At 35.6% G+C, this 17,153-nt stretch carries 19 protein-coding genes; 12 read left to right on the top strand and 7 right to left on the bottom strand.

The window, feature by feature from the left end; genetic code table 11:
- Positions 1 to 9: 9 nt before the first annotated feature.
- From rpmF to H611_RS0108730, 7 genes are all read left to right on the top strand, one after another.
- Positions 10 to 213: a 50S ribosomal protein L32 gene (gene rpmF / locus H611_RS0108760; protein ID WP_027138009.1), complete on the top strand. Its 204-nt coding sequence runs from the start codon at positions 10 to 12 to the stop codon at positions 211 to 213.
- 181 nt (positions 214 to 394) lie between these two features.
- Positions 395 to 1,390: a beta-ketoacyl-ACP synthase III gene (locus H611_RS0108755; protein ID WP_027138008.1), complete on the top strand. Its 996-nt coding sequence runs from the start codon at positions 395 to 397 to the stop codon at positions 1,388 to 1,390.
- A gap of 25 nt (positions 1,391 to 1,415) precedes the next feature.
- Complete coding sequence (gene accB / locus H611_RS0108750) at positions 1,416 to 1,901, top strand: acetyl-CoA carboxylase biotin carboxyl carrier protein (RefSeq protein ID WP_027138007.1); 486 nt, start codon at positions 1,416 to 1,418, stop codon at positions 1,899 to 1,901.
- Between the two features lie 86 nt (positions 1,902 to 1,987).
- On the top strand, positions 1,988 to 3,340 hold the full coding sequence (gene accC / locus H611_RS0108745; RefSeq protein WP_027138006.1) for an acetyl-CoA carboxylase biotin carboxylase subunit: 1,353 nt from the start codon (positions 1,988 to 1,990) through the stop codon (positions 3,338 to 3,340).
- A gap of 187 nt (positions 3,341 to 3,527) precedes the next feature.
- Positions 3,528 to 4,643, top strand: coding sequence for an NAD(P)/FAD-dependent oxidoreductase (locus H611_RS0108740; RefSeq protein WP_027138005.1), 1,116 nt, complete (start codon positions 3,528 to 3,530; stop codon positions 4,641 to 4,643).
- Position 4,644: 1 nt separating this feature from the next.
- The gene (mtgA, locus tag H611_RS0108735) at positions 4,645 to 5,325 is read left to right on the top strand and encodes a monofunctional biosynthetic peptidoglycan transglycosylase (RefSeq protein WP_027138004.1); all 681 of its coding nucleotides are present in this window, start codon (positions 4,645 to 4,647) and stop codon (positions 5,323 to 5,325) included.
- Complete coding sequence (locus H611_RS0108730; RefSeq protein WP_035483697.1) at positions 5,318 to 5,779, top strand: GreA/GreB family elongation factor; 462 nt, start codon at positions 5,318 to 5,320, stop codon at positions 5,777 to 5,779. The genes mtgA and H611_RS0108730 overlap by 8 nt, the downstream gene beginning before the upstream one ends.
- Here the strand turns inward: H611_RS0108730 and H611_RS0108725 are convergent.
- From H611_RS0108725 to H611_RS0108700, 6 genes are all read right to left on the bottom strand, one after another.
- Positions 5,776 to 6,693 (bottom strand): ABC transporter ATP-binding protein, encoded by a 918-nt coding sequence (locus tag H611_RS0108725; protein WP_027138002.1) that lies wholly within the window; start codon positions 6,691 to 6,693, stop codon positions 5,776 to 5,778. The two genes, H611_RS0108730 and H611_RS0108725, sit on opposite strands and share 4 nt — an antisense overlap.
- An 83-nt stretch (positions 6,694 to 6,776) precedes the next feature.
- Positions 6,777 to 8,909 (bottom strand): prolyl oligopeptidase family serine peptidase, encoded by a 2,133-nt coding sequence (locus tag H611_RS0108720; RefSeq protein ID WP_027138001.1) that lies wholly within the window; start codon positions 8,907 to 8,909, stop codon positions 6,777 to 6,779.
- Between the two features lie 87 nt (positions 8,910 to 8,996).
- The gene (locus tag H611_RS0108715; RefSeq protein WP_027138000.1) at positions 8,997 to 9,986 is read right to left on the bottom strand and encodes an aspartate-semialdehyde dehydrogenase; all 990 of its coding nucleotides are present in this window, start codon (positions 9,984 to 9,986) and stop codon (positions 8,997 to 8,999) included.
- A gap of 141 nt (positions 9,987 to 10,127) precedes the next feature.
- Positions 10,128 to 10,529, bottom strand: coding sequence for a large-conductance mechanosensitive channel protein MscL (gene mscL, locus H611_RS0108710; protein WP_027137999.1), 402 nt, complete (start codon positions 10,527 to 10,529; stop codon positions 10,128 to 10,130).
- A gap of 62 nt (positions 10,530 to 10,591) precedes the next feature.
- Positions 10,592 to 11,698: an alanine racemase gene (gene alr / locus H611_RS0108705; protein ID WP_027137998.1), complete on the bottom strand. Its 1,107-nt coding sequence runs from the start codon at positions 11,696 to 11,698 to the stop codon at positions 10,592 to 10,594.
- Positions 11,691 to 12,338 (bottom strand): thymidine kinase, encoded by a 648-nt coding sequence (locus H611_RS0108700; RefSeq protein ID WP_027137997.1) that lies wholly within the window; start codon positions 12,336 to 12,338, stop codon positions 11,691 to 11,693. The genes alr and H611_RS0108700 overlap by 8 nt, the downstream gene beginning before the upstream one ends.
- Before the next feature lie 107 nt (positions 12,339 to 12,445).
- Here H611_RS0108700 and H611_RS0108695 point away from each other — a divergent pair, with 107 nt between their 5' ends.
- From H611_RS0108695 to H611_RS0108685, 3 genes are all read left to right on the top strand, one after another.
- Positions 12,446 to 13,186 carry a hypothetical protein gene (locus H611_RS0108695; RefSeq protein WP_027137996.1) on the top strand — a complete coding sequence of 247 codons (741 nt, stop codon included), beginning with the start codon at positions 12,446 to 12,448 and terminating at the stop codon, positions 13,184 to 13,186.
- Positions 13,187 to 13,282: 96 nt separating this feature from the next.
- Entirely contained in the window at positions 13,283 to 13,957 is a 675-nt protein-coding gene (gene rsmI, locus H611_RS0108690; RefSeq protein WP_027137995.1) for a 16S rRNA (cytidine(1402)-2'-O)-methyltransferase, read from the top strand.
- Between the two features lie 41 nt (positions 13,958 to 13,998).
- Entirely contained in the window at positions 13,999 to 14,343 is a 345-nt protein-coding gene (locus H611_RS0108685) for a HopJ type III effector protein (RefSeq protein ID WP_027137994.1), read from the top strand.
- Between the two features lie 24 nt (positions 14,344 to 14,367).
- Here H611_RS0108685 and H611_RS0108680 read toward each other — a convergent pair whose 3' ends face one another.
- Positions 14,368 to 14,958 carry a carboxymuconolactone decarboxylase family protein gene (locus H611_RS0108680; protein ID WP_027137993.1) on the bottom strand — a complete coding sequence of 197 codons (591 nt, stop codon included), beginning with the start codon at positions 14,956 to 14,958 and terminating at the stop codon, positions 14,368 to 14,370.
- A gap of 58 nt (positions 14,959 to 15,016) precedes the next feature.
- Between H611_RS0108680 and H611_RS0108675 the strand changes: the two genes are divergently transcribed.
- Together H611_RS0108675 and recJ are read left to right on the top strand one after the other, a co-directional pair.
- Positions 15,017 to 15,439, top strand: a complete 423-nt coding sequence (locus H611_RS0108675) for an OsmC family protein (protein ID WP_027137992.1) — start codon at positions 15,017 to 15,019, stop codon at positions 15,437 to 15,439.
- Positions 15,440 to 15,458: 19 nt separating this feature from the next.
- Positions 15,459 to 17,153, top strand: a complete 1,695-nt coding sequence (recJ, locus tag H611_RS0108670) for a single-stranded-DNA-specific exonuclease RecJ (RefSeq protein ID WP_027137991.1) — start codon at positions 15,459 to 15,461, stop codon at positions 17,151 to 17,153.

Below are 17,153 nucleotides of genomic sequence, written 5' to 3'. Positions count from 1 at the left end.
ATATAAAAAATGGCACATCCTAAGAGAAAAATCTCAAAAACGAGAAGAGATAAAAGAAGAACACATTATAAAGCAACTGCGCCACAGATTGCTACATGTCCTACTACAGGTGAAGCTCATTTGTATCATAGAGCTCACTGGCACGAAGGAAAATTATATTACAGAGGTCAAGTGTTAATTGACAACTCAGAGGCTGTAGAAAACATAGCATAACTGTTATGCATGCATAATTTAAAACGCTCACATGTGAGCGTTTTTTTTATGATATGTTTTTTATACAGCATAAAAAACACGTAATTTGCGGAAGATTACACCTGAAATTAGTAGTTTTCACAAATTTTTGAGTGTTTTTGTTCAATTTTAATGATTTTTTGGTCAATTTAACTACGAAGTTATGAGTAAAATCTCAGCAGCGATAACAGCTGTTGGCGCTTACGTGCCAGATTATGTATTAACCAATCAAATTCTTGAGACTATGGTTGATACAAATGATGAATGGATTACCACCAGAACAGGAATTAAGGAACGTAGAATTCTTAAAGGTGAAGGCAAAGGAACTTCTTACCTTGCTATAAAAGCCGCTCAAGACCTAATAAATAAAAAAGGTCTCAACCCCGAAGATATAGAACTTGTTATTGTTGCAACGGCAACACCAGATATGAAAGCAGCTTCAACGGCTTCATATACAGCTTCACAAATAGGTGCTATTAATGCATTTACATTTGATATGGATGCGGCATGTTCAAGTTTTTTATATGGAATGTCTGTAGCTGCTAGCTATATAGAGTCTGGTAGATATAAAAATGTATTGCTTATAGGAGCTGATAAAATGTCTTCTATTATTAATTATAAAGACCGTGCAACCTGTATTATATTTGGAGATGGTGCCGGAGCGGTATTGTTTGAGCCTAATGAAGAAGGTTTAGGTTTGCAAGACGAATACCTAAGAAGTGATGGTTCGGGTCGTGAGTTCTTACAAGCAACGTACGGAGGGTCATCGTTCCCTGTAACCGAAGAGGCTATGGCTAAAGGTGGGCAATATGCATTTCAGGAAGGTCGTACCGTATTTAAAAATGCGGTATTTAATATGGCTGATGCAACGGTGAAAATATTAGATAGAAACGGATTAGATAAAGATAGTGTTGATTGGTTAGCGGCACATCAAGCTAATAAACGTATTATTGATGCCACTGCAGAGCGAATTAATTTAGATCCTGCCAAGGTGATGATGAATATTCAGAAATACGGAAATACGACATCGGCAACTTTACCGTTATTATTAAACGATTACGAATCGCAACTAAAAAAGGGAGATAATGTTATATTTGCTGCTTTTGGTGGCGGATTTAACTGGGGGGCCATTTATTTAAAGTGGGCTTATAATTCATAAAAAGATTAATAAAATAGCAAATAATATGGAAATTAAAGAGATTCAAAACTTAATCAAATTTGTTGCAAAATCTGGAGCAAGTGAGGTTAAATTAGAAATGGATGATATTAAAATCACCATTAAAACAGGATCAGAATCAGATGCACCGGCTGTTCAATATGCCCCTGTACAACAACAAATTCCACAAGTACAAGCACAAGCACCTGTTGCTGAAGCGCAACCAGCTTCTCAAGCTACTACACCAGCGCCTGCTGCAACAGAAGATTCTAAGTATATTACAATAAAATCACCAATCATTGGTACGTTCTACAGAAAACCATCTCCTGATAAGCCATTATTTGTAGAGGTAGGTCAAACTATTGCAGAAGGTGATGTCCTTTGTATTATCGAAGCAATGAAACTATTCAACGAAATAGAATCTGAAGTTTCAGGTAAGATTGTTAAAATATTAGTTGATGATTCTTCACCTGTAGAGTTCGATCAACCATTATTTTTAGTAGACCCTTCATAACCTATTAAAAGTTCCAATACACAAATCTCAAAATCCAATATTTGGAATTTGGCGATTGGAATTTGTAATTTTTAATTCATAAAGTTATGTTTAAAAAAATATTGATTGCCAATAGAGGGGAAATAGCACTGCGTGTTATTAGAACCTGTAAAGAAATGGGTATCAAAACTGTGGCTGTTTATTCTACAGCTGATGCAGATAGTTTACATGTAAAATTTGCCGATGAGGCTGTTTGTATAGGGCCTGCTTTAAGTAGTGAGTCGTATTTGAAAATGGCACATATTATTGCTGCTGCCGAAATTACAAACGCAGACGCTATTCATCCGGGGTATGGATTCTTGTCAGAGAATGCAAAATTTTCAAAAATCTGTGAAGAGCACGGTATTAAATTTATTGGTGCTTCTCCAGAGATGATTGATAGAATGGGTGATAAAGCCAATGCGAAGGCTACCATGAAAGCTGCTGGGGTGCCTTGTGTGCCTGGTAGTGATGGTGTTATCAATACCTATGAAGAGTGTGAGAAAATCGCAATAGAAACGGGATACCCTGTTATGCTTAAAGCTTCTGCCGGTGGTGGAGGTAAAGGTATGCGTGCCGTTTGGAAAGAGGAGGATTTAAAAGCAGCTTGGGATTCTGCACGTCAGGAGAGTAAGGCTGCCTTTGGAAACGATGATATGTACATGGAAAAACTTATCGAAGAACCAAGACATATCGAAATTCAAATTGTCGGAGATTCTACAGGGAAAGCTTGTCACCTTTCAGAAAGAGACTGTTCCGTACAACGTCGTCACCAAAAATTAACTGAAGAGACACCTTCACCATTTATGACTGATGAGTTAAGAAATGAAATGGGTCTTGCAGCAGTTAGAGCGGCAGAATACATTAAATATGAAGGTGCAGGAACTATCGAATTTTTAGTTGATAAGCACCGTAATTTCTATTTCATGGAAATGAATACGCGTATTCAGGTAGAGCACCCAATTACAGAACAGGTAATTGATTTCGACTTAATACGTGAACAGATATTAGTTGCGGCAGGCGTGCCAATTTCAGGTAAAAATTACTTACCAAAATTACATTCTATAGAATGTCGTATAAATGCCGAGGATCCATATAATGGTTTCCGTCCATCTCCAGGAAAAATAACAACCTTACATGCTCCTGGAGGTCATGGTGTTCGTTTAGATACGCATGTGTATGCTGGATATACTATTCCTCCAAACTACGATTCTATGATTGCCAAGTTGATTACAACGGCTCAAACCAGAGAAGAAGCCATCAATAAAATGAAACGTGCTTTAGACGAGTTTGTTATCGAAGGAATAAAAACAACTATTCCATTTCATAGACAACTTATGGATAATCCCGATTATTTAGCGGGTAATTATACCACTAAGTTTATGGAAGACTTCGTTATGGAAAAACAAGTTGAAGAATAAATATAAAAGGCTCCGAAATTACTTTCGGAGTTTTTTTTTGATTTCATTTTCTTTTTTTAGCCAAAAGTAAAATTCAGGTTTTTGTAAGTCACTTTTAATTCTAGAGTAATTAAAAGAGCTTCAACAAAAGTCTAATCCTTAGCACGAATTCATTATTTTTACTTAGGACAATCATTAATTTCTTAGGGTGAATTTATCGTATTGGGAAATAAAATCTTGGTTAAGTGCAGTAGACTTCACCATTGTTGGTAGTGGTATTGTAGGACTTAGCACGGCTTTGTTCTTAAAAGAACAATATCCAAAGTCAAAAATACTAGTTCTTGAACGTGGAACTTTTCCTCAAGGTGCTAGTACCAAAAATGCTGGATTTGCCTGTTTTGGGAGTCTTAGTGAAATTATAAATGATTTAACGACCCATTCGGAAGAGGAAGTGTTCCAGCTTGTTAGAAAGCGAGTACAAGGATTAAGTTTGTTGCGACAAAGTTTGGGGGATAATCATATTGGTTTTAAAAATTATGGAGGCTATGAGTTGTTTTTAAAAGATGATACTTTATTTGAAACATGTACGTCGAAAATCGCAGAAATAAATGGTTTACTGGAACCATTGTTTAACAAAAATGTTTTTAGTTTCAAATCCAATGAGTTTTCATTTAAAAATATCGAATCACAATATGTTTTTAATCCTTTTGAAGGGCAGATTGATACTGGTAAAATGATGAATGCCTTAATTAAAAAAGTACAATCTCAGGGAGTGAAAATCTTAAATAATATTTCTGTAGAGCGTTTTTCAGACGCACTTCAAACAGTTAATGTAAAAACTAATGCCTTCGAATTTACCACATCAAAATTATTAATTGCTACCAATGGTTTTGCAGGGCAATTAATTAATCAGCCCATAAAGCCTGCTCGAGCTCAGGTTTTAATTACCAAACCCATTAAAAACTTAACTATTAAAGGTACATTTCATTTAGATCAGGGGTATTATTATTTTAGAAATATAGATAATCGTATATTGCTTGGTGGTGGGCGTAACCTTGATTTTAAAGGTGAAGAAACCACTGAACTTGGGCAGACCAAACAAATTCAGAATGCCTTAAAAAACTTATTAGAAACAACTATTTTGTCAGATATTCCTTTTGAAATTGATTATTCCTGGAGCGGTATCATGGGAGTTGGAAATCGAAAACAAGCCATTGTAAAACCAATATCTAAGAATGTGTTTTGTGGGGTTCGATTGGGAGGTATGGGTGTTGCCATCGGTAGTTTAATCGGTAAAGAATTAGCTCAATTATCTGGAGATTGACATGAACAGAATATTTAAGTTTTTATTTAAAATACTACTTTGGTTTATAGCGGTTTCTACCATGTTTGTAGTATTGTTTAAGTGGGTTCCGGTACCTTTTACTCCTTTAATGGTTATCCGGTATTTTGAAAATAAAGAAGCCAACAAAACGAATAATTTTAAACACGACTGGGTATCGATAAACGACATTTCAAAGAATCTGCAATTGGCTGTTATTTGTAGTGAAGATCAGCATTTTTTAAACCATAAGGGATTTGATTTAAATGCTATTGAAAAGGCGATTGTGAATAATAAGAATGGCAAACGCATAAGAGGAGCAAGTACGATTAGCCAACAGACAGCGAAGAATGTGTTTTTATGGCCACAAAGGAGTTGGGTGCGCAAAGGTTTTGAAACGTATTTTACCTTTTTAATTGAACTCTTTTGGACCAAACAACGCATCATAGAAGTTTATTTGAATAGTATTGAAATGGGAAATGGTATTTATGGAGCAGAGGCGGCCTCGCAATATTGGTTTAAAAAATCAGCTAAAGTTTTAACGGCTTATGAAGCTGCGGCTATCGCAGCCATTTTACCTAATCCTTTAAATTACCGTGCTAATCCAGCATCAAATTATATTCAGAAAAGAAAAAATTGGATTGTTCAACAAATGCGTTATTTCGGACCTTTACAATATGAATAATGAATTATCTTTAAAAACGGCTCTGTATAATGCCTGTGTTAATGGGGTTGGGAAACGTCTTGAAGCGATTAAACATGCCATTAACGATATTCAAGAGTCGCTAACTTCGGAAACAAAAAGTAGTGCGGGTGATAAGCATGAAACAGGTCGGGCTATGTTGCAATTAGAACGTGAAAAGTCCGGAAATCAATTAGCTGAAATTCAGAAGTTACAAGGGGTGTTGTCGAAAATTCGTTTAGATAAAAAGTTAGAACATGTAAGTTTGGGTGCCGTGGTTTTTACAACGCAAGCTAATTATTTTATTTCGGTTAGTGCTGGGGAAATTAATTATGAAAGTCAGAGGTTTTATGCCATATCATCTAGTGCGCCTATAGGACAACTTTTAATGGGTAAAAAAGTAGGTGATGAAATAATATTTAGAGGACAAACTATTATTATTGAACAAATTATCTAAGCAGGTTTGTCAATTTTCAGAAATACTTCTGTGTTCATTTCAATAGGATTCAGATGTTCAAAAAATACTTTGTTATTGCCAATTAAAGCTTCGATTAAAAAATAATAGCCTTTATAATACGATTTAGTAACCACGGCCTTAAAGTTGGAATTAGAACAAACTTTTAACTGATTAGCATACACAAACTGTTCATTTATAATATTAAACTCCCCAAAAAACGAAGCGATTAATTCATTTTTTGGATGGTTATAAAGTTCTTTTGGTGTGCCATTTGCAACAATTTCAGCTTCATTCAGAACCATCATATGGTCTGAAAAAGAAATCACATCATCTTTATCATGAGTAGCCACAATACAAGTAATTTGTTTTTCCTTTAGGTATTTAAATAAACTTCTTCGTAAGGACTGTTTTTTAAAATTGTCTATATGGCTAAAAGGTTCATCTAATAGGATAATTTCTGGCTGTTTAGCAATGGCACGAGCTATGGCTACCCGTTGTTTTTGACCGCCGCTTAATTCTTTTACTTTGGTGTTTGCATATGGCTCTAATTCTACGACCGCAAGTAGTTCTTTTATACGTGCTTGTTTTTCCTCAGGGAAAAAATTAGATAGAAAGGCACCAATATTTTCGGAAACAGATGTAAACGGCATTAAGTCGAATTCCTGAGAAACGTACTTCATAAACTCATAACCAACTACCAAATTGTATTTGGGGCCCAAAATTTCGGTGTTTTTCCAGAAGATATGCCCATTATTTAAGTCGTAAGTACCATATAATAATTTTATCAAGGTACTTTTTCCGGAGCCACTTTCACCAATAATAGAAAAATGCTCGCCTGTATTTACTGTGAAGGAGATATCTTTTAATATAGGTGTATTCTTATAAGCAAAGTGGAGGTTTTTAACTTGTAGCATGCTGCAAAAATAGTATAAAAAAATCGCCTGCAACGAGACGATTTTTCTGTGATATTAAAATCTAATATTTTTAATCTGTTAGCTTATTCACTAGGCAAGCTTTTGTACCCCATATTAAAAAGGGTAAAACCGAATATATCGGCATATTGCTCTATTGTTTTATTTATTGGGGTTCCTGCGCCATGCCCCGCATTGGTTTCAATTCTAATAAGTGTAGGATGCTCGCTAGTTTGTTTGTCTTGCAACTCAGCGGCAAATTTAAAACTGTGGGCAGGTACCACACGATCGTCGTGGTCGCCTGTTGTTATTAATGTTGCGGGATAAGACACCCCCTTTTTTACATTATGAACTGGTGAGTAACCTTTTAAATATTCGAACATTTCTTTGCTTTGGTCGGCGGTACCGTAATCGTATGCCCAACCAGCTCCAGCTGTAAAGGTATGGTATCTTAACATGTCTAAAACCCCAACAGCAGGTAACGCTACTTTTGCTAAATCAGGGCGTTGGGTCATAACAGCACCAACCAAAAGTCCGCCATTAGAACCACCGCGAAGGGCAAGATAATCTGAAGAGGTATAACGATTGGCTATTAAGTATTCCCCAGCTGTGATAAAATCATCAAAAACATTTTGCTTTTTTAGCTGAATTCCAGCGTCATGCCAGTCACGCCCATATTCTCCGCCACCACGTAAATTCGGTACGGCTAGTATACCTCCTTGCTCCATCCATACGGCATGCGTTACACTAAAGCTAGGTGTTAAACTAATATTGAATCCGCCATAACCATATAAAATGGTAGGGTTTTTACCATTTAATTCCAATCCTTTCTTATAGGTAATCATCATTGGGACTTTTGTCCCATCTTTAGAATTGTAGAACACCTGATGACTTTCATAATTAGCACTATTAAAATCTATTTGAGGTTTCCAATATAATTTTGTTTCGCCCGTTTTGGGGTCTATAGAATAAATACTTGTTGGGGTATTATAATTTGTAAAGCTATAATACAAAATATCGGCTTCTTCTTTTCCAGAAAATCCTCCGACACTTCCTAAGCCAGGTAATTCAATGTCTCTTATAAGATTACCTTCAAAATCATATTGTTTTACTTTTGAAAGTGCGTCAATCATATAATGAGCAAAAAGATAACCACTGCCTTTAGAAGGGCTTAGCACATGCTCTGTTTCAGCAATAACATCCACCCAGTTTTCCGGTGTTGGATTAGAAGCATCTACTTTTACAACGCGTCTATTTGGAGCCTCTAAATTAGTTGCAATAAATAGGGTGGTGCCTTTATTAGCTATAATATTTGAGTCGCTATTAGCTTCTTCTAATATACTTACAAAGGGACTATCTGGTTGCGACAAGTCTTTTATGAGTAGTTTGTTTCCAGATGTTGAAATTCGCGGTGTTAAAATTAAATAACGATTATCACGGGTAACATGGGCGTAAATATAACGGTGTTTTTCTTCTGGTTTTCCACCATAAATTAATTGGTCTTCCGACTGTTTAGTGCCTAATTTGTGGTAGTATACTTTGTGCTGGTCGGTTTTTGCAGATAATTCGCTCCCTTCAGGTTTGTCGTAACTTGAATAATAGAAACCTTCATTTTTATACCAGGAAATCTGCGTAAATTTTACGTCAATTAAGGTGTCTTCTATCGGTTTTTTAGTTTCAATATCAATAATTATAACTTTTCTCCAGTCACTACCACCTTCAGAAATTGAATAAGCTAAAATTTTACCGTTTTTAGAAAAACTTAGGGCGTCTAATGATGTCGTACCGTCATCAGAAAAGGTATTTGGATCTAAAAATACTTCGGCTGGTTCTTCGCCTTTTTTTCTATAGACTACACTCTGATTTTGAAGTCCGTTGTTTTTTGAAAAGTAAGTGTAATCACCTTCAATAAACGGCGCGGTAACTCTTTCGTAATTCCATAATTTAGACAGACGTTTTTCCAAATCCTCTCTAAAAGGAATTTGACTTAAATATTCGAAAGTGGTTTCATTTTGAGATTTAACCCAAGCCTCGGTTTCTGGACTTCTATCATCTTCTAACCAACGATAGGGGTCTTTAACTTCAGTTCCAAAATAGGTGTCAATATGATCTATTTTTTTTGTTTCTGGGTATGTAATAGCTGTCAATTCTTCTTTGGTTTCGTTTTTACATGCGATTAAGGATGTGAACAAAAAGATGCTCAAAACTGATTTATTCATTATTCATAACTTTTGGCATAAAATTAAGCAAAAAAAAACTCCTGTAACAGGCTACAGGAGTTTCGAAATTATAAGATTTAGTTAAAATTAAACTAATTCATTTTCAACTAGATATTCTGCAATTTGAACGGCATTAGTAGCAGCTCCTTTACGTAAATTATCGGCTACAATCCACATGTTTAATGTGTTTGGTTGACTTTCATCTCTACGCAATCTACCAACAAATACTTCGTCTTTATCGTGCGCAAATATTGGCATCGGATACGAGTTGTTTGCTGTATCATCTTGTAATACCACACCTGGTGTTTCGCTAATAACTTGTCTAACTTCAGGAAGTGTAAAGTCATTCTCGAATTCTACGTTTACAGACTCACTGTGTCCACCAGAAGTTGGGATTCTTACCGCAGTGGCAGTAACAGAGAATGAGCTATCGCTAAATATTTTTTGTGGTTCTTTAGCCAGTTTCATTTCTTCTTTTGTGTAACCATTTTCTAAAAACACATCGCAATGCGGTAACGCATTTCTTCCTATAGGATAAGGATAAGCCATTTCACCTTCTATACCTGCAATTTCGTTTTCTAGTTGTTTAACAGCTTTTACGCCCGTACCTGAAACCGATTGGTATGTTGATACCACAATACGTTTCATTTTATATTTTTTGTGTAATTCAGATAAAGCCAACACCATTTGAATGGTAGAACAGTTTGGATTGGCAATAATCTTATCGTCTTTAGTTAATTCATTGGCATTAATTTCTGGCACCACTAATTTTTTAGTAGGATCCATACGCCATGCTGATGAATTATCAACAACTGTTGTGCCTGCTTCAGCAAATTTAGGAGCCCATTCTAAGGAAGTGTCTCCACCTGCAGAGAAAATGGCAATTTGTGGTTTAGCTGCTACGGCATCGGCTAATCCAATAACGGTATATTCTTGATTTTTAAAGCTTAATTTTTTTCCAACAGATCGTTCTGAAGCTACTAATAGTAACTCAGAAACAGGGAAGTTACGTTCTTCCAATACTTTTAGCATTACTTCGCCTACCATACCAGTGGCACCAACAACAGCTACTTTCATTACCTTTATGTTTTATTATAATTTAATTATTTGGCAAAATTAAGTATTAATTCTATTTTAGAAATAGAAAAAAGCCCTAGTTTCTTTAAAACCAAGGCTTTTTAACAACAAATAACACAGTGTTATTTATTTAACAATCTATTATTTTTTTAACAAATCACGAATTTCTGCTAAAAGTTCTTCCTGACTAGGACCTTTAGGAGCCTCTGGTGCAGATTCTTCTTTCTTCTTCATTTTATTAATGCCTTTTACAAGCATAAACATGACAAAGGCAACGATAATAAAATCAATAACATTTGTTAAGAAGCTTCCATAGAGAACTGCAACTTCACCTGTAACCTTACCTGTTTCATCAGCTATTCCTGGTGTGATGACATATTTTAAATCGTTAAAATTAGATTTGAAGATCAATCCAATTAAAGGCGATACAATGCCTCCTGTAAACGAAGTAACAACTTGTTTAAAGGCCGCACCCATAACAAAACCAACGGCAATGTCAACTAAGTTGCCTTTCATTGCAAATTCCTTAAACTCTTTAAGCATAATTTTAATTTTTTGATTAGTTAATACTAAAATAAGTAAAAATTATGCAAAGTTTAAAGGACTTATTTTAAAAATACACGTTTTACACGTTGTGAGATACCAGTTATAAGTTCGTAAGAAATGGTATTAGCTGTTTCGGCAAGTTGTTCGGCGGTTGTAGAAGGGCCAAATATAATAACTTCATCGCCTTCCTTACAATCAATATTGGTAATGTTTACCATAATCATATCCATACACACATTGCCTACAATAGGAGCCTTTTTATTATTAATAATAACATAGCCCTTGCCTTTACCATACTGTCTTCCAATACCATCGGCATGTCCAATAGGGAGGGTGGCAGTTTTTATACTACTATTGCTTATGTATCCACGATTATAACCAACTGATTCGCCTTTATGGATGGTGTGTATTTGTGAAATAACTGTTTTTAAACTAGCTATAGGTTTGAAATTTTTGTTTTGTTTTTCTGAATTACCAAAACCATACAAACCAATGCCACTTCTAACCATATCTAAGTGGGCTTCTGGGTAATTTAAGATACCCGAAGTATTACATAGATGCAGTATAGGTCTATACCCTAAAGCCCCAATAATTTTAGTTGAAATGTCTTCAAAAGATTTAATTTGATTTTGGGTAAAAGTTTTTTCATTTAAATCTTCACTAGCTCCAAGATGTGATAACACCGACTTGACCTTAATGGCTTTAGTGGCCTTTATTTTTGAAACTACTGAATCTATATCTGTTTTAGAAAAACCTAATCTGTTTAAGCCTGTATTAAATTTTAAATGGATTGGGTAGTTTGTTAATTGTTTGGATTCCGCCGTTTCAATAAACTCATCCAAAATTTTATGATTATAAATACTGGGCTCTAAACAGTTTTCAACTAGACTATTAAAATTTACTGTCTGCGGATGTAAAACGAGAATAGGTGTGTCTATTCCTGATTCTCTCAATGAAACCCCTTCATTGTTATAGGCTACGGCGAAATAATCAACATTAAGGGATTCTAAAAATTTTGCAATTTCACAAGCATCACTACCATAGGCGAACGCTTTTACAACGGCTAGAAATTTGGTGTTATTTTGCAGTTGCGATTTTAAATACTCATAGTTATGTTTTAGGGCATTTAAATCTATTTCAAGGATGGTTTCCTGCGCTTTAGGCATCGTTATTATCAGGTTTAGGTACTACCTCTTCGGCATCATTAACATTCATGTTTCTAATTTTGTCTCGCATCATACTTTTATAAAAAGCAGCCCGACTTAATGGTTCATATTCCTCAACTTCACCTAGTAAAACCAAATTGTCGTTCGATGATTTTCTATAACTATACTGGGCAAGGTTACCTGTTTTTGTACAAACGGCATGAACTTTAGTGACATATTCGGCGGTAGCCATTAAAAAAGGCATCGGACCAAATGGATTTCCTTTAAAATCCATGTCTAATCCAGCAACAATAACGCGAATACCCTTGTTGGCTAAATCGTTACAAACACGCACAATTTCATCATCGAAAAACTGAGCCTCATCGATACCTACTACATCACAGCCATCGGCAAGAATTGGAATATTTGCCGCAGCAGGAACCGGTGTAGAACGTATTTCATTTGCGTCATGCGACACTACCATCTCTTCATTATATCGAGTATCGATAGCAGGTTTAAAAATTTCTACTTTTTGTCTAGCAAATTGGGCACGCCTGAGTCTACGGATTAATTCTTCGGTTTTTCCCGAAAACATTGATCCACAGATGACTTCAATCCACCCGAATTGTTCTTTATGATTTACCGTATTTTCAAGAAACATTTTGTATTTTTAACACTAAAATTTTAGTGATTGATCTTTTGTATAAAGGTGGCGCAAAATTATTAAAAAACAAAAGTCTTAATCATAATTAATTAAAAATTGTAGCTATGAAAAAGAAGCTTGAAGCCGATTTAATTAGTATCGCGCATAGGATTCTGAAATTAAAGGGAAAGGAAGATGTGGATAAAATGCATGCTGAAGTGGCTCAACTTTATGAAAAGCTATCAGTTTTGAAATTTGCACATGAGAACTTTGAGGATGACTTACCTACCATAGGGCGCGATTCGTCGTTTTTTGGTATGTTGGATAGTGCTTTTAATAATCAGGTAAGCGATAATATTGAAGTTGGCGATAAACTTTATATTAATCTGGATGAAAAAGAAGACGATGGTATTATGGAGCCTGCCATAGAGAAAATAAAAAATATGGTAGCATTTATGCCCGAAGCTGAAGAAGAGCCCAAGGACATATTAGATGAATTACTTTCTAAAAAAGATTATAATAAAAATGATTTAGACAACTTAACCGAAGGCTTTAAAGATATGCCGGTATTCGATCCTGTTCCAACTATAAAAAATGGTGCTGGTGAAAAAAAATCTTTGAACGACAAATTAAAAGGTGGCGGATTAAGCATTGGGTTAAATGATAAAATTGCCTTTATTAAGCATTTGTTCGACGGTAAGAATGAGGATTATGAGCGTGTAATTTCTCAACTAAATACTTTTAAGACACTACAGGAGGCGACGCAATTTATTACAGAAATTGTAAAACCAGATTATAATAACTGGCAGAATAAAGAAGAATTTGAAGAACGTTTATTTCAGATTGTGACCGATAAATTTCAATAAGTAATGTATTACCATGCTTTTCTATGGTAATGTTCTTCACGACAAGCTTTTTTATGTAGGTAAAGAAGCTTGCAAAAACTGTTCAATCACCAACACATGAGCAAATTATACATTGTACCAACTCCCATTGGTAATTTAAAAGATATTACATTTAGAGCTATCGAGGTTTTAAACGAAGCCGATTTAATACTTGCAGAGGATACCCGTACCTCGGGAAAATTATTAAAACACTTCGAAATTTCTACGCATATGCAATCGCATCATATGCATAACGAGCATAAGACGGTCGAGGCCATTGTTCAAAAAATTAAGGCAGGCACTGTAGTGGCATTAATAAGTGATGCTGGCACGCCCGCTATATCCGATCCAGGATTTTTATTATCACGCGCCTGCATAGAAAATGGTATTGATATAGAGTGTTTACCAGGGGCAACGGCTTTTGTACCGGCATTAGTAAATTCGGGACTTCCCAACGATAAATTTGTATTCGAAGGGTTTTTGCCAGTAAAAAAAGGTAGGCAAACACGATTATTATTGCTAGCTGAAGAACCTCGTACCATGATATTTTATGAAAGCCCCCATAAATTAGTGAAAACTCTAGGGCATTTTTGCGAGTATTTTGGCGAAGACAGGCAGGTTTCTGTATCCCGTGAGCTTACTAAATTGTATGAAGAAACCATTCGGGGAACGGCAAAGGAAGTTTTTGAATATTATACCAATAAACCACCCAAAGGAGAAATTGTGGTAATTGTTGCAGGTAAAAGCAAGTAGTCATGTAAAACTATATATTTTTGCGATTCTAAATTTTTATTATGACACTAGAAACATTCAAAAATAAATTAAAGCATACACCGGAAGCTGTTGAATTCAATGATACGATGGCTGTGATAGAATCAAATTACATCTTTACGCCAACAGCATTTACAAATGGTAATTTACAAAACGACGCAGGACAAAATTCTGGTTCTTGTAAGCTTTTTGCTTTAGCGAAATTGGAAGGATTTACACCAGAAGAAACCTTAGCTTGTTTTGGTAAGTTTTATTTTGATGAGGTGCTAAACGATCCTGATGGCACAGGGCACCAGAATATTAGAAACTTTATGAATACTGGTTTTGATGGTTTGGTGTTTGAAGCACAGCCATTAAAAAAGAAGTAATTGAAACATATATGAAGGGAAGTATTATTGATGCTTCCCTTTATTCCAACCATGCTTACCTAAATACTGTTCGCCGCTTTCAATAGCACCTGATTCTAAAGAGGTAGCCATACTATCATTCCAACGGTTTAAATAGCCAAACAAGGAAATAACCCCTAACATTTCTATAATGTCGCCTTCATTCCAATATTTGTAAAGTCTCTTTTTTATGGTATCGTCTACCGCATTAGGGATTTGGGAAGCTGCTAAACTAAAATCTAGGGCAACACGTTCGGCCTCACTAAATGCGGGGTGTGTTCTATATTCCCAAATATGATTGAGTTGCTCTTTTTCAGCACCGTAACGTTCGGCGGCACGAATTGCATGTGCCTGACAATATCTACAACCTGCTGCATTACTACTAACCCATGCAATCATACGTTTTAAAGAGGAAGTAACCTGTCCTTTGTTTTCCATAACTGCCTTATTTAAATGAATAAAAGCTTTACTAATTTCAGGACGATGCTGCATGGTAAGTACCGAATTGGGACAAAAGCCTAAGGTTTCATTAAAAAACTCTGCAAGTTCTTTAGTTTCTAAATCATGATTGGCAGATAACGGTGTTACTAAAGGCATAATTTATTTTTTAATAGTATTTTTGAAATTACAAGAAACAAAAAAAATATTTTATATAATGGCAGTTCAGGTTACAACAACATGGTTAGGCGATATGCGCTTTGAAAGTACAAATCCATCAGGACATAATTTATTTATGGATGCAGGTGAAGAAAGTGGTGGTAAAGGAGAGGGGTATCGTCCAAAAGCTTTAATGTTATCAGGTTTAGCAGGTTGTTCTGGTTTAGATGTGGCATCTTTAATTAAAAAGATGAAACTTGAAGTTGATAATTTAAAAATAGATATTGATGCCAATTTAACTGAAGAGCATCCCAAGTATTTTGATAAAGTCGTGATGAGTTTCCATTTTTATGGAGATAATTTAGATGAGAAGAAGCTTCAGAAAGCCGTAGATTTATCAGTAGAAAAATACTGTGGCGTGATGGAAATGTTTCGCCAGTTTGCTGAGGTATCCGTAGAAACACACTTTCATAAAAATTAGAAAAAACCCACCCAAATCTATGCGTTGGACTATAAAAGCCAATCCAGAAACTAAGAAAATAGCTCATTTACAGAAAGCCCTTAATGTTGATGCATCGGTAGCAAAATTATTATTGCAGCGTGGTATTGAAACATACGATGATGCTAAAGCTTTTTTCAGACCAAGTTTTCAGCATTTGCATGATCCGTATTTAATGAAAGATATGGATGTAGCGGTAGCACGAATAGAGGCTGCCATTACGAATGAAGAAAATATTTTAGTGTATGGTGATTATGATGTCGACGGGACCACTTCAGTGGCGTTGATGGGATCTTATCTTAAAACTAGAACACCTCATGTGGCAACGTATATACCTGACAGGTATGATGAAGGTTATGGTGTATCTTATCAGGGTATTGATTTTGCAGATGATAATGATTTTACACTTATTGTAGCACTCGACTGTGGTATTAAGGCCATAGATAAAGTTGCTTATGCCAAAGAAAAAGGTATTGATTTTATCATTTGTGACCATCACCGACCTGGTGATACTATTCCCGAAGCCGTAGCGGTTTTAGATCCTAAACGTCAGGATTGTAAGTATCCATACAAGGAACTTTGTGGTTGTGGTGTAGGTTTTAAGTTGATTCAGGCTTTAGCAGAAAAGATAGGAGAAACGGTTGAAGATTTAGTACCCTATTTAGATTTGGTGGCAACTGCCATTGGAGCAGATATCGTACCTATTGATGGAGAAAATAGGGTGTTAGCACATTTCGGATTACAAGTAATAAACACCTTTCCTCGCCCTGGGATAAAGGCGCTTATAGATCAGGTGAATAGAAAAAATGAGTTAACTATTACTGATGTGGTATTTACCGTGGCACCAAGAATAAATGCGGCAGGACGTATGAAGCACGGTAATTATGCCGTGGCGCTGTTAATGGAAGAAGATGCCGAATTAGCACTTCGGTATGCCGAAGAAATCAACGCATATAATGAAGATCGTCGTGAAACGGATAGACGCATAACCGAAGAGGCCCTTGAGCAGATAATTGTCAATAAAGAACAGGAACGATTAACAACAGTGGTTTATCATGAGTCCTGGCATAAAGGGGTGATAGGTATTGTGGCATCAAGACTTACCGAAACCTATTACAGACCAACTTTGGTATTTACTAAAAGCGGGGATAAATTGGCGGCTTCGGCACGTTCCGTGAAGGGATTTGATGTGTATAATGCTTTAGAAGCCTGCAGTGAACATATAGAACAATTTGGAGGTCACAAATATGCCGCGGGATTAACTTTAAAAGCCGAAAATTACGAAGCTTTTAAACAAGCTTTTGAAGATGAGGTTTCTAAAACTATAGATAGAAGTTTGTTAGTGCCTGAAATACATATTGATAGTGAAATTGATTTCTCTGAGGTCACCCCCAAATTCTATAGAATACTTAAGCAATTTGCACCCTTTGGCCCAAGTAATATGACACCAATTTTTATGAGTAGTAATTTAAAAGATACTGGTTATGGAAAATGTGTAGGTGAAGACAAAACACATCTACGTGTTACGGTCAAACAACCGCATTCGCAAAGTTTTGTGGGTATTGGTTTTAATATGGCAGATAAAATGTCAATTATTGAAAGTAATGTGCCATTTAAAGCCGTGTATTCTATTGATGAAAATGAATGGCAAGGACATGTATCTTTACAATTAAAATTACGGGATATTAAAGTGTAA

This window comes from Gaetbulibacter saemankumensis DSM 17032 (assembly GCF_000425645.1).
GTDB classification, from domain to species: domain Bacteria; phylum Bacteroidota; class Bacteroidia; order Flavobacteriales; family Flavobacteriaceae; genus Gaetbulibacter; species Gaetbulibacter saemankumensis.
This window is presented reverse-complemented; position numbering and strand designations above follow the sequence as displayed.

Coding starts and splice junctions, on each gene's coding strand:
- H611_RS0108700 (WP_027137997.1), bottom strand. CDS start 12,338: ATGTTTCTTGAAAATACGGTAAATCATAAAGAACAATTCGGGTGGATT.
- H611_RS0108715 (WP_027138000.1), bottom strand. CDS start 9,986: ATGAAAGTAGCTGTTGTTGGTGCCACTGGTATGGTAGGCGAAGTAATG.
- accC (WP_027138006.1), top strand. CDS start 1,988: ATGTTTAAAAAAATATTGATTGCCAATAGAGGGGAAATAGCACTGCGT.
- recJ (WP_027137991.1), top strand. CDS start 15,459: ATGCGTTGGACTATAAAAGCCAATCCAGAAACTAAGAAAATAGCTCAT.
- H611_RS0108685 (WP_027137994.1), top strand. CDS start 13,999: ATGACACTAGAAACATTCAAAAATAAATTAAAGCATACACCGGAAGCT.
- H611_RS0108725 (WP_027138002.1), bottom strand. CDS start 6,693: ATGCTACAAGTTAAAAACCTCCACTTTGCTTATAAGAATACACCTATA.
- rpmF (WP_027138009.1), top strand. CDS start 10: ATGGCACATCCTAAGAGAAAAATCTCAAAAACGAGAAGAGATAAAAGA.
- H611_RS0108695 (WP_027137996.1), top strand. CDS start 12,446: ATGAAAAAGAAGCTTGAAGCCGATTTAATTAGTATCGCGCATAGGATT.
- H611_RS0108680 (WP_027137993.1), bottom strand. CDS start 14,958: ATGCCTTTAGTAACACCGTTATCTGCCAATCATGATTTAGAAACTAAA.
- mscL (WP_027137999.1), bottom strand. CDS start 10,529: ATGCTTAAAGAGTTTAAGGAATTTGCAATGAAAGGCAACTTAGTTGAC.
- H611_RS0108755 (WP_027138008.1), top strand. CDS start 395: ATGAGTAAAATCTCAGCAGCGATAACAGCTGTTGGCGCTTACGTGCCA.
- mtgA (WP_027138004.1), top strand. CDS start 4,645: ATGAACAGAATATTTAAGTTTTTATTTAAAATACTACTTTGGTTTATA.
- H611_RS0108720 (WP_027138001.1), bottom strand. CDS start 8,909: ATGAATAAATCAGTTTTGAGCATCTTTTTGTTCACATCCTTAATCGCA.
- rsmI (WP_027137995.1), top strand. CDS start 13,283: ATGAGCAAATTATACATTGTACCAACTCCCATTGGTAATTTAAAAGAT.
- H611_RS0108730 (WP_035483697.1), top strand. CDS start 5,318: ATGAATAATGAATTATCTTTAAAAACGGCTCTGTATAATGCCTGTGTT.
- alr (WP_027137998.1), bottom strand. CDS start 11,698: ATGCCTAAAGCGCAGGAAACCATCCTTGAAATAGATTTAAATGCCCTA.
- H611_RS0108675 (WP_027137992.1), top strand. CDS start 15,017: ATGGCAGTTCAGGTTACAACAACATGGTTAGGCGATATGCGCTTTGAA.
- accB (WP_027138007.1), top strand. CDS start 1,416: ATGGAAATTAAAGAGATTCAAAACTTAATCAAATTTGTTGCAAAATCT.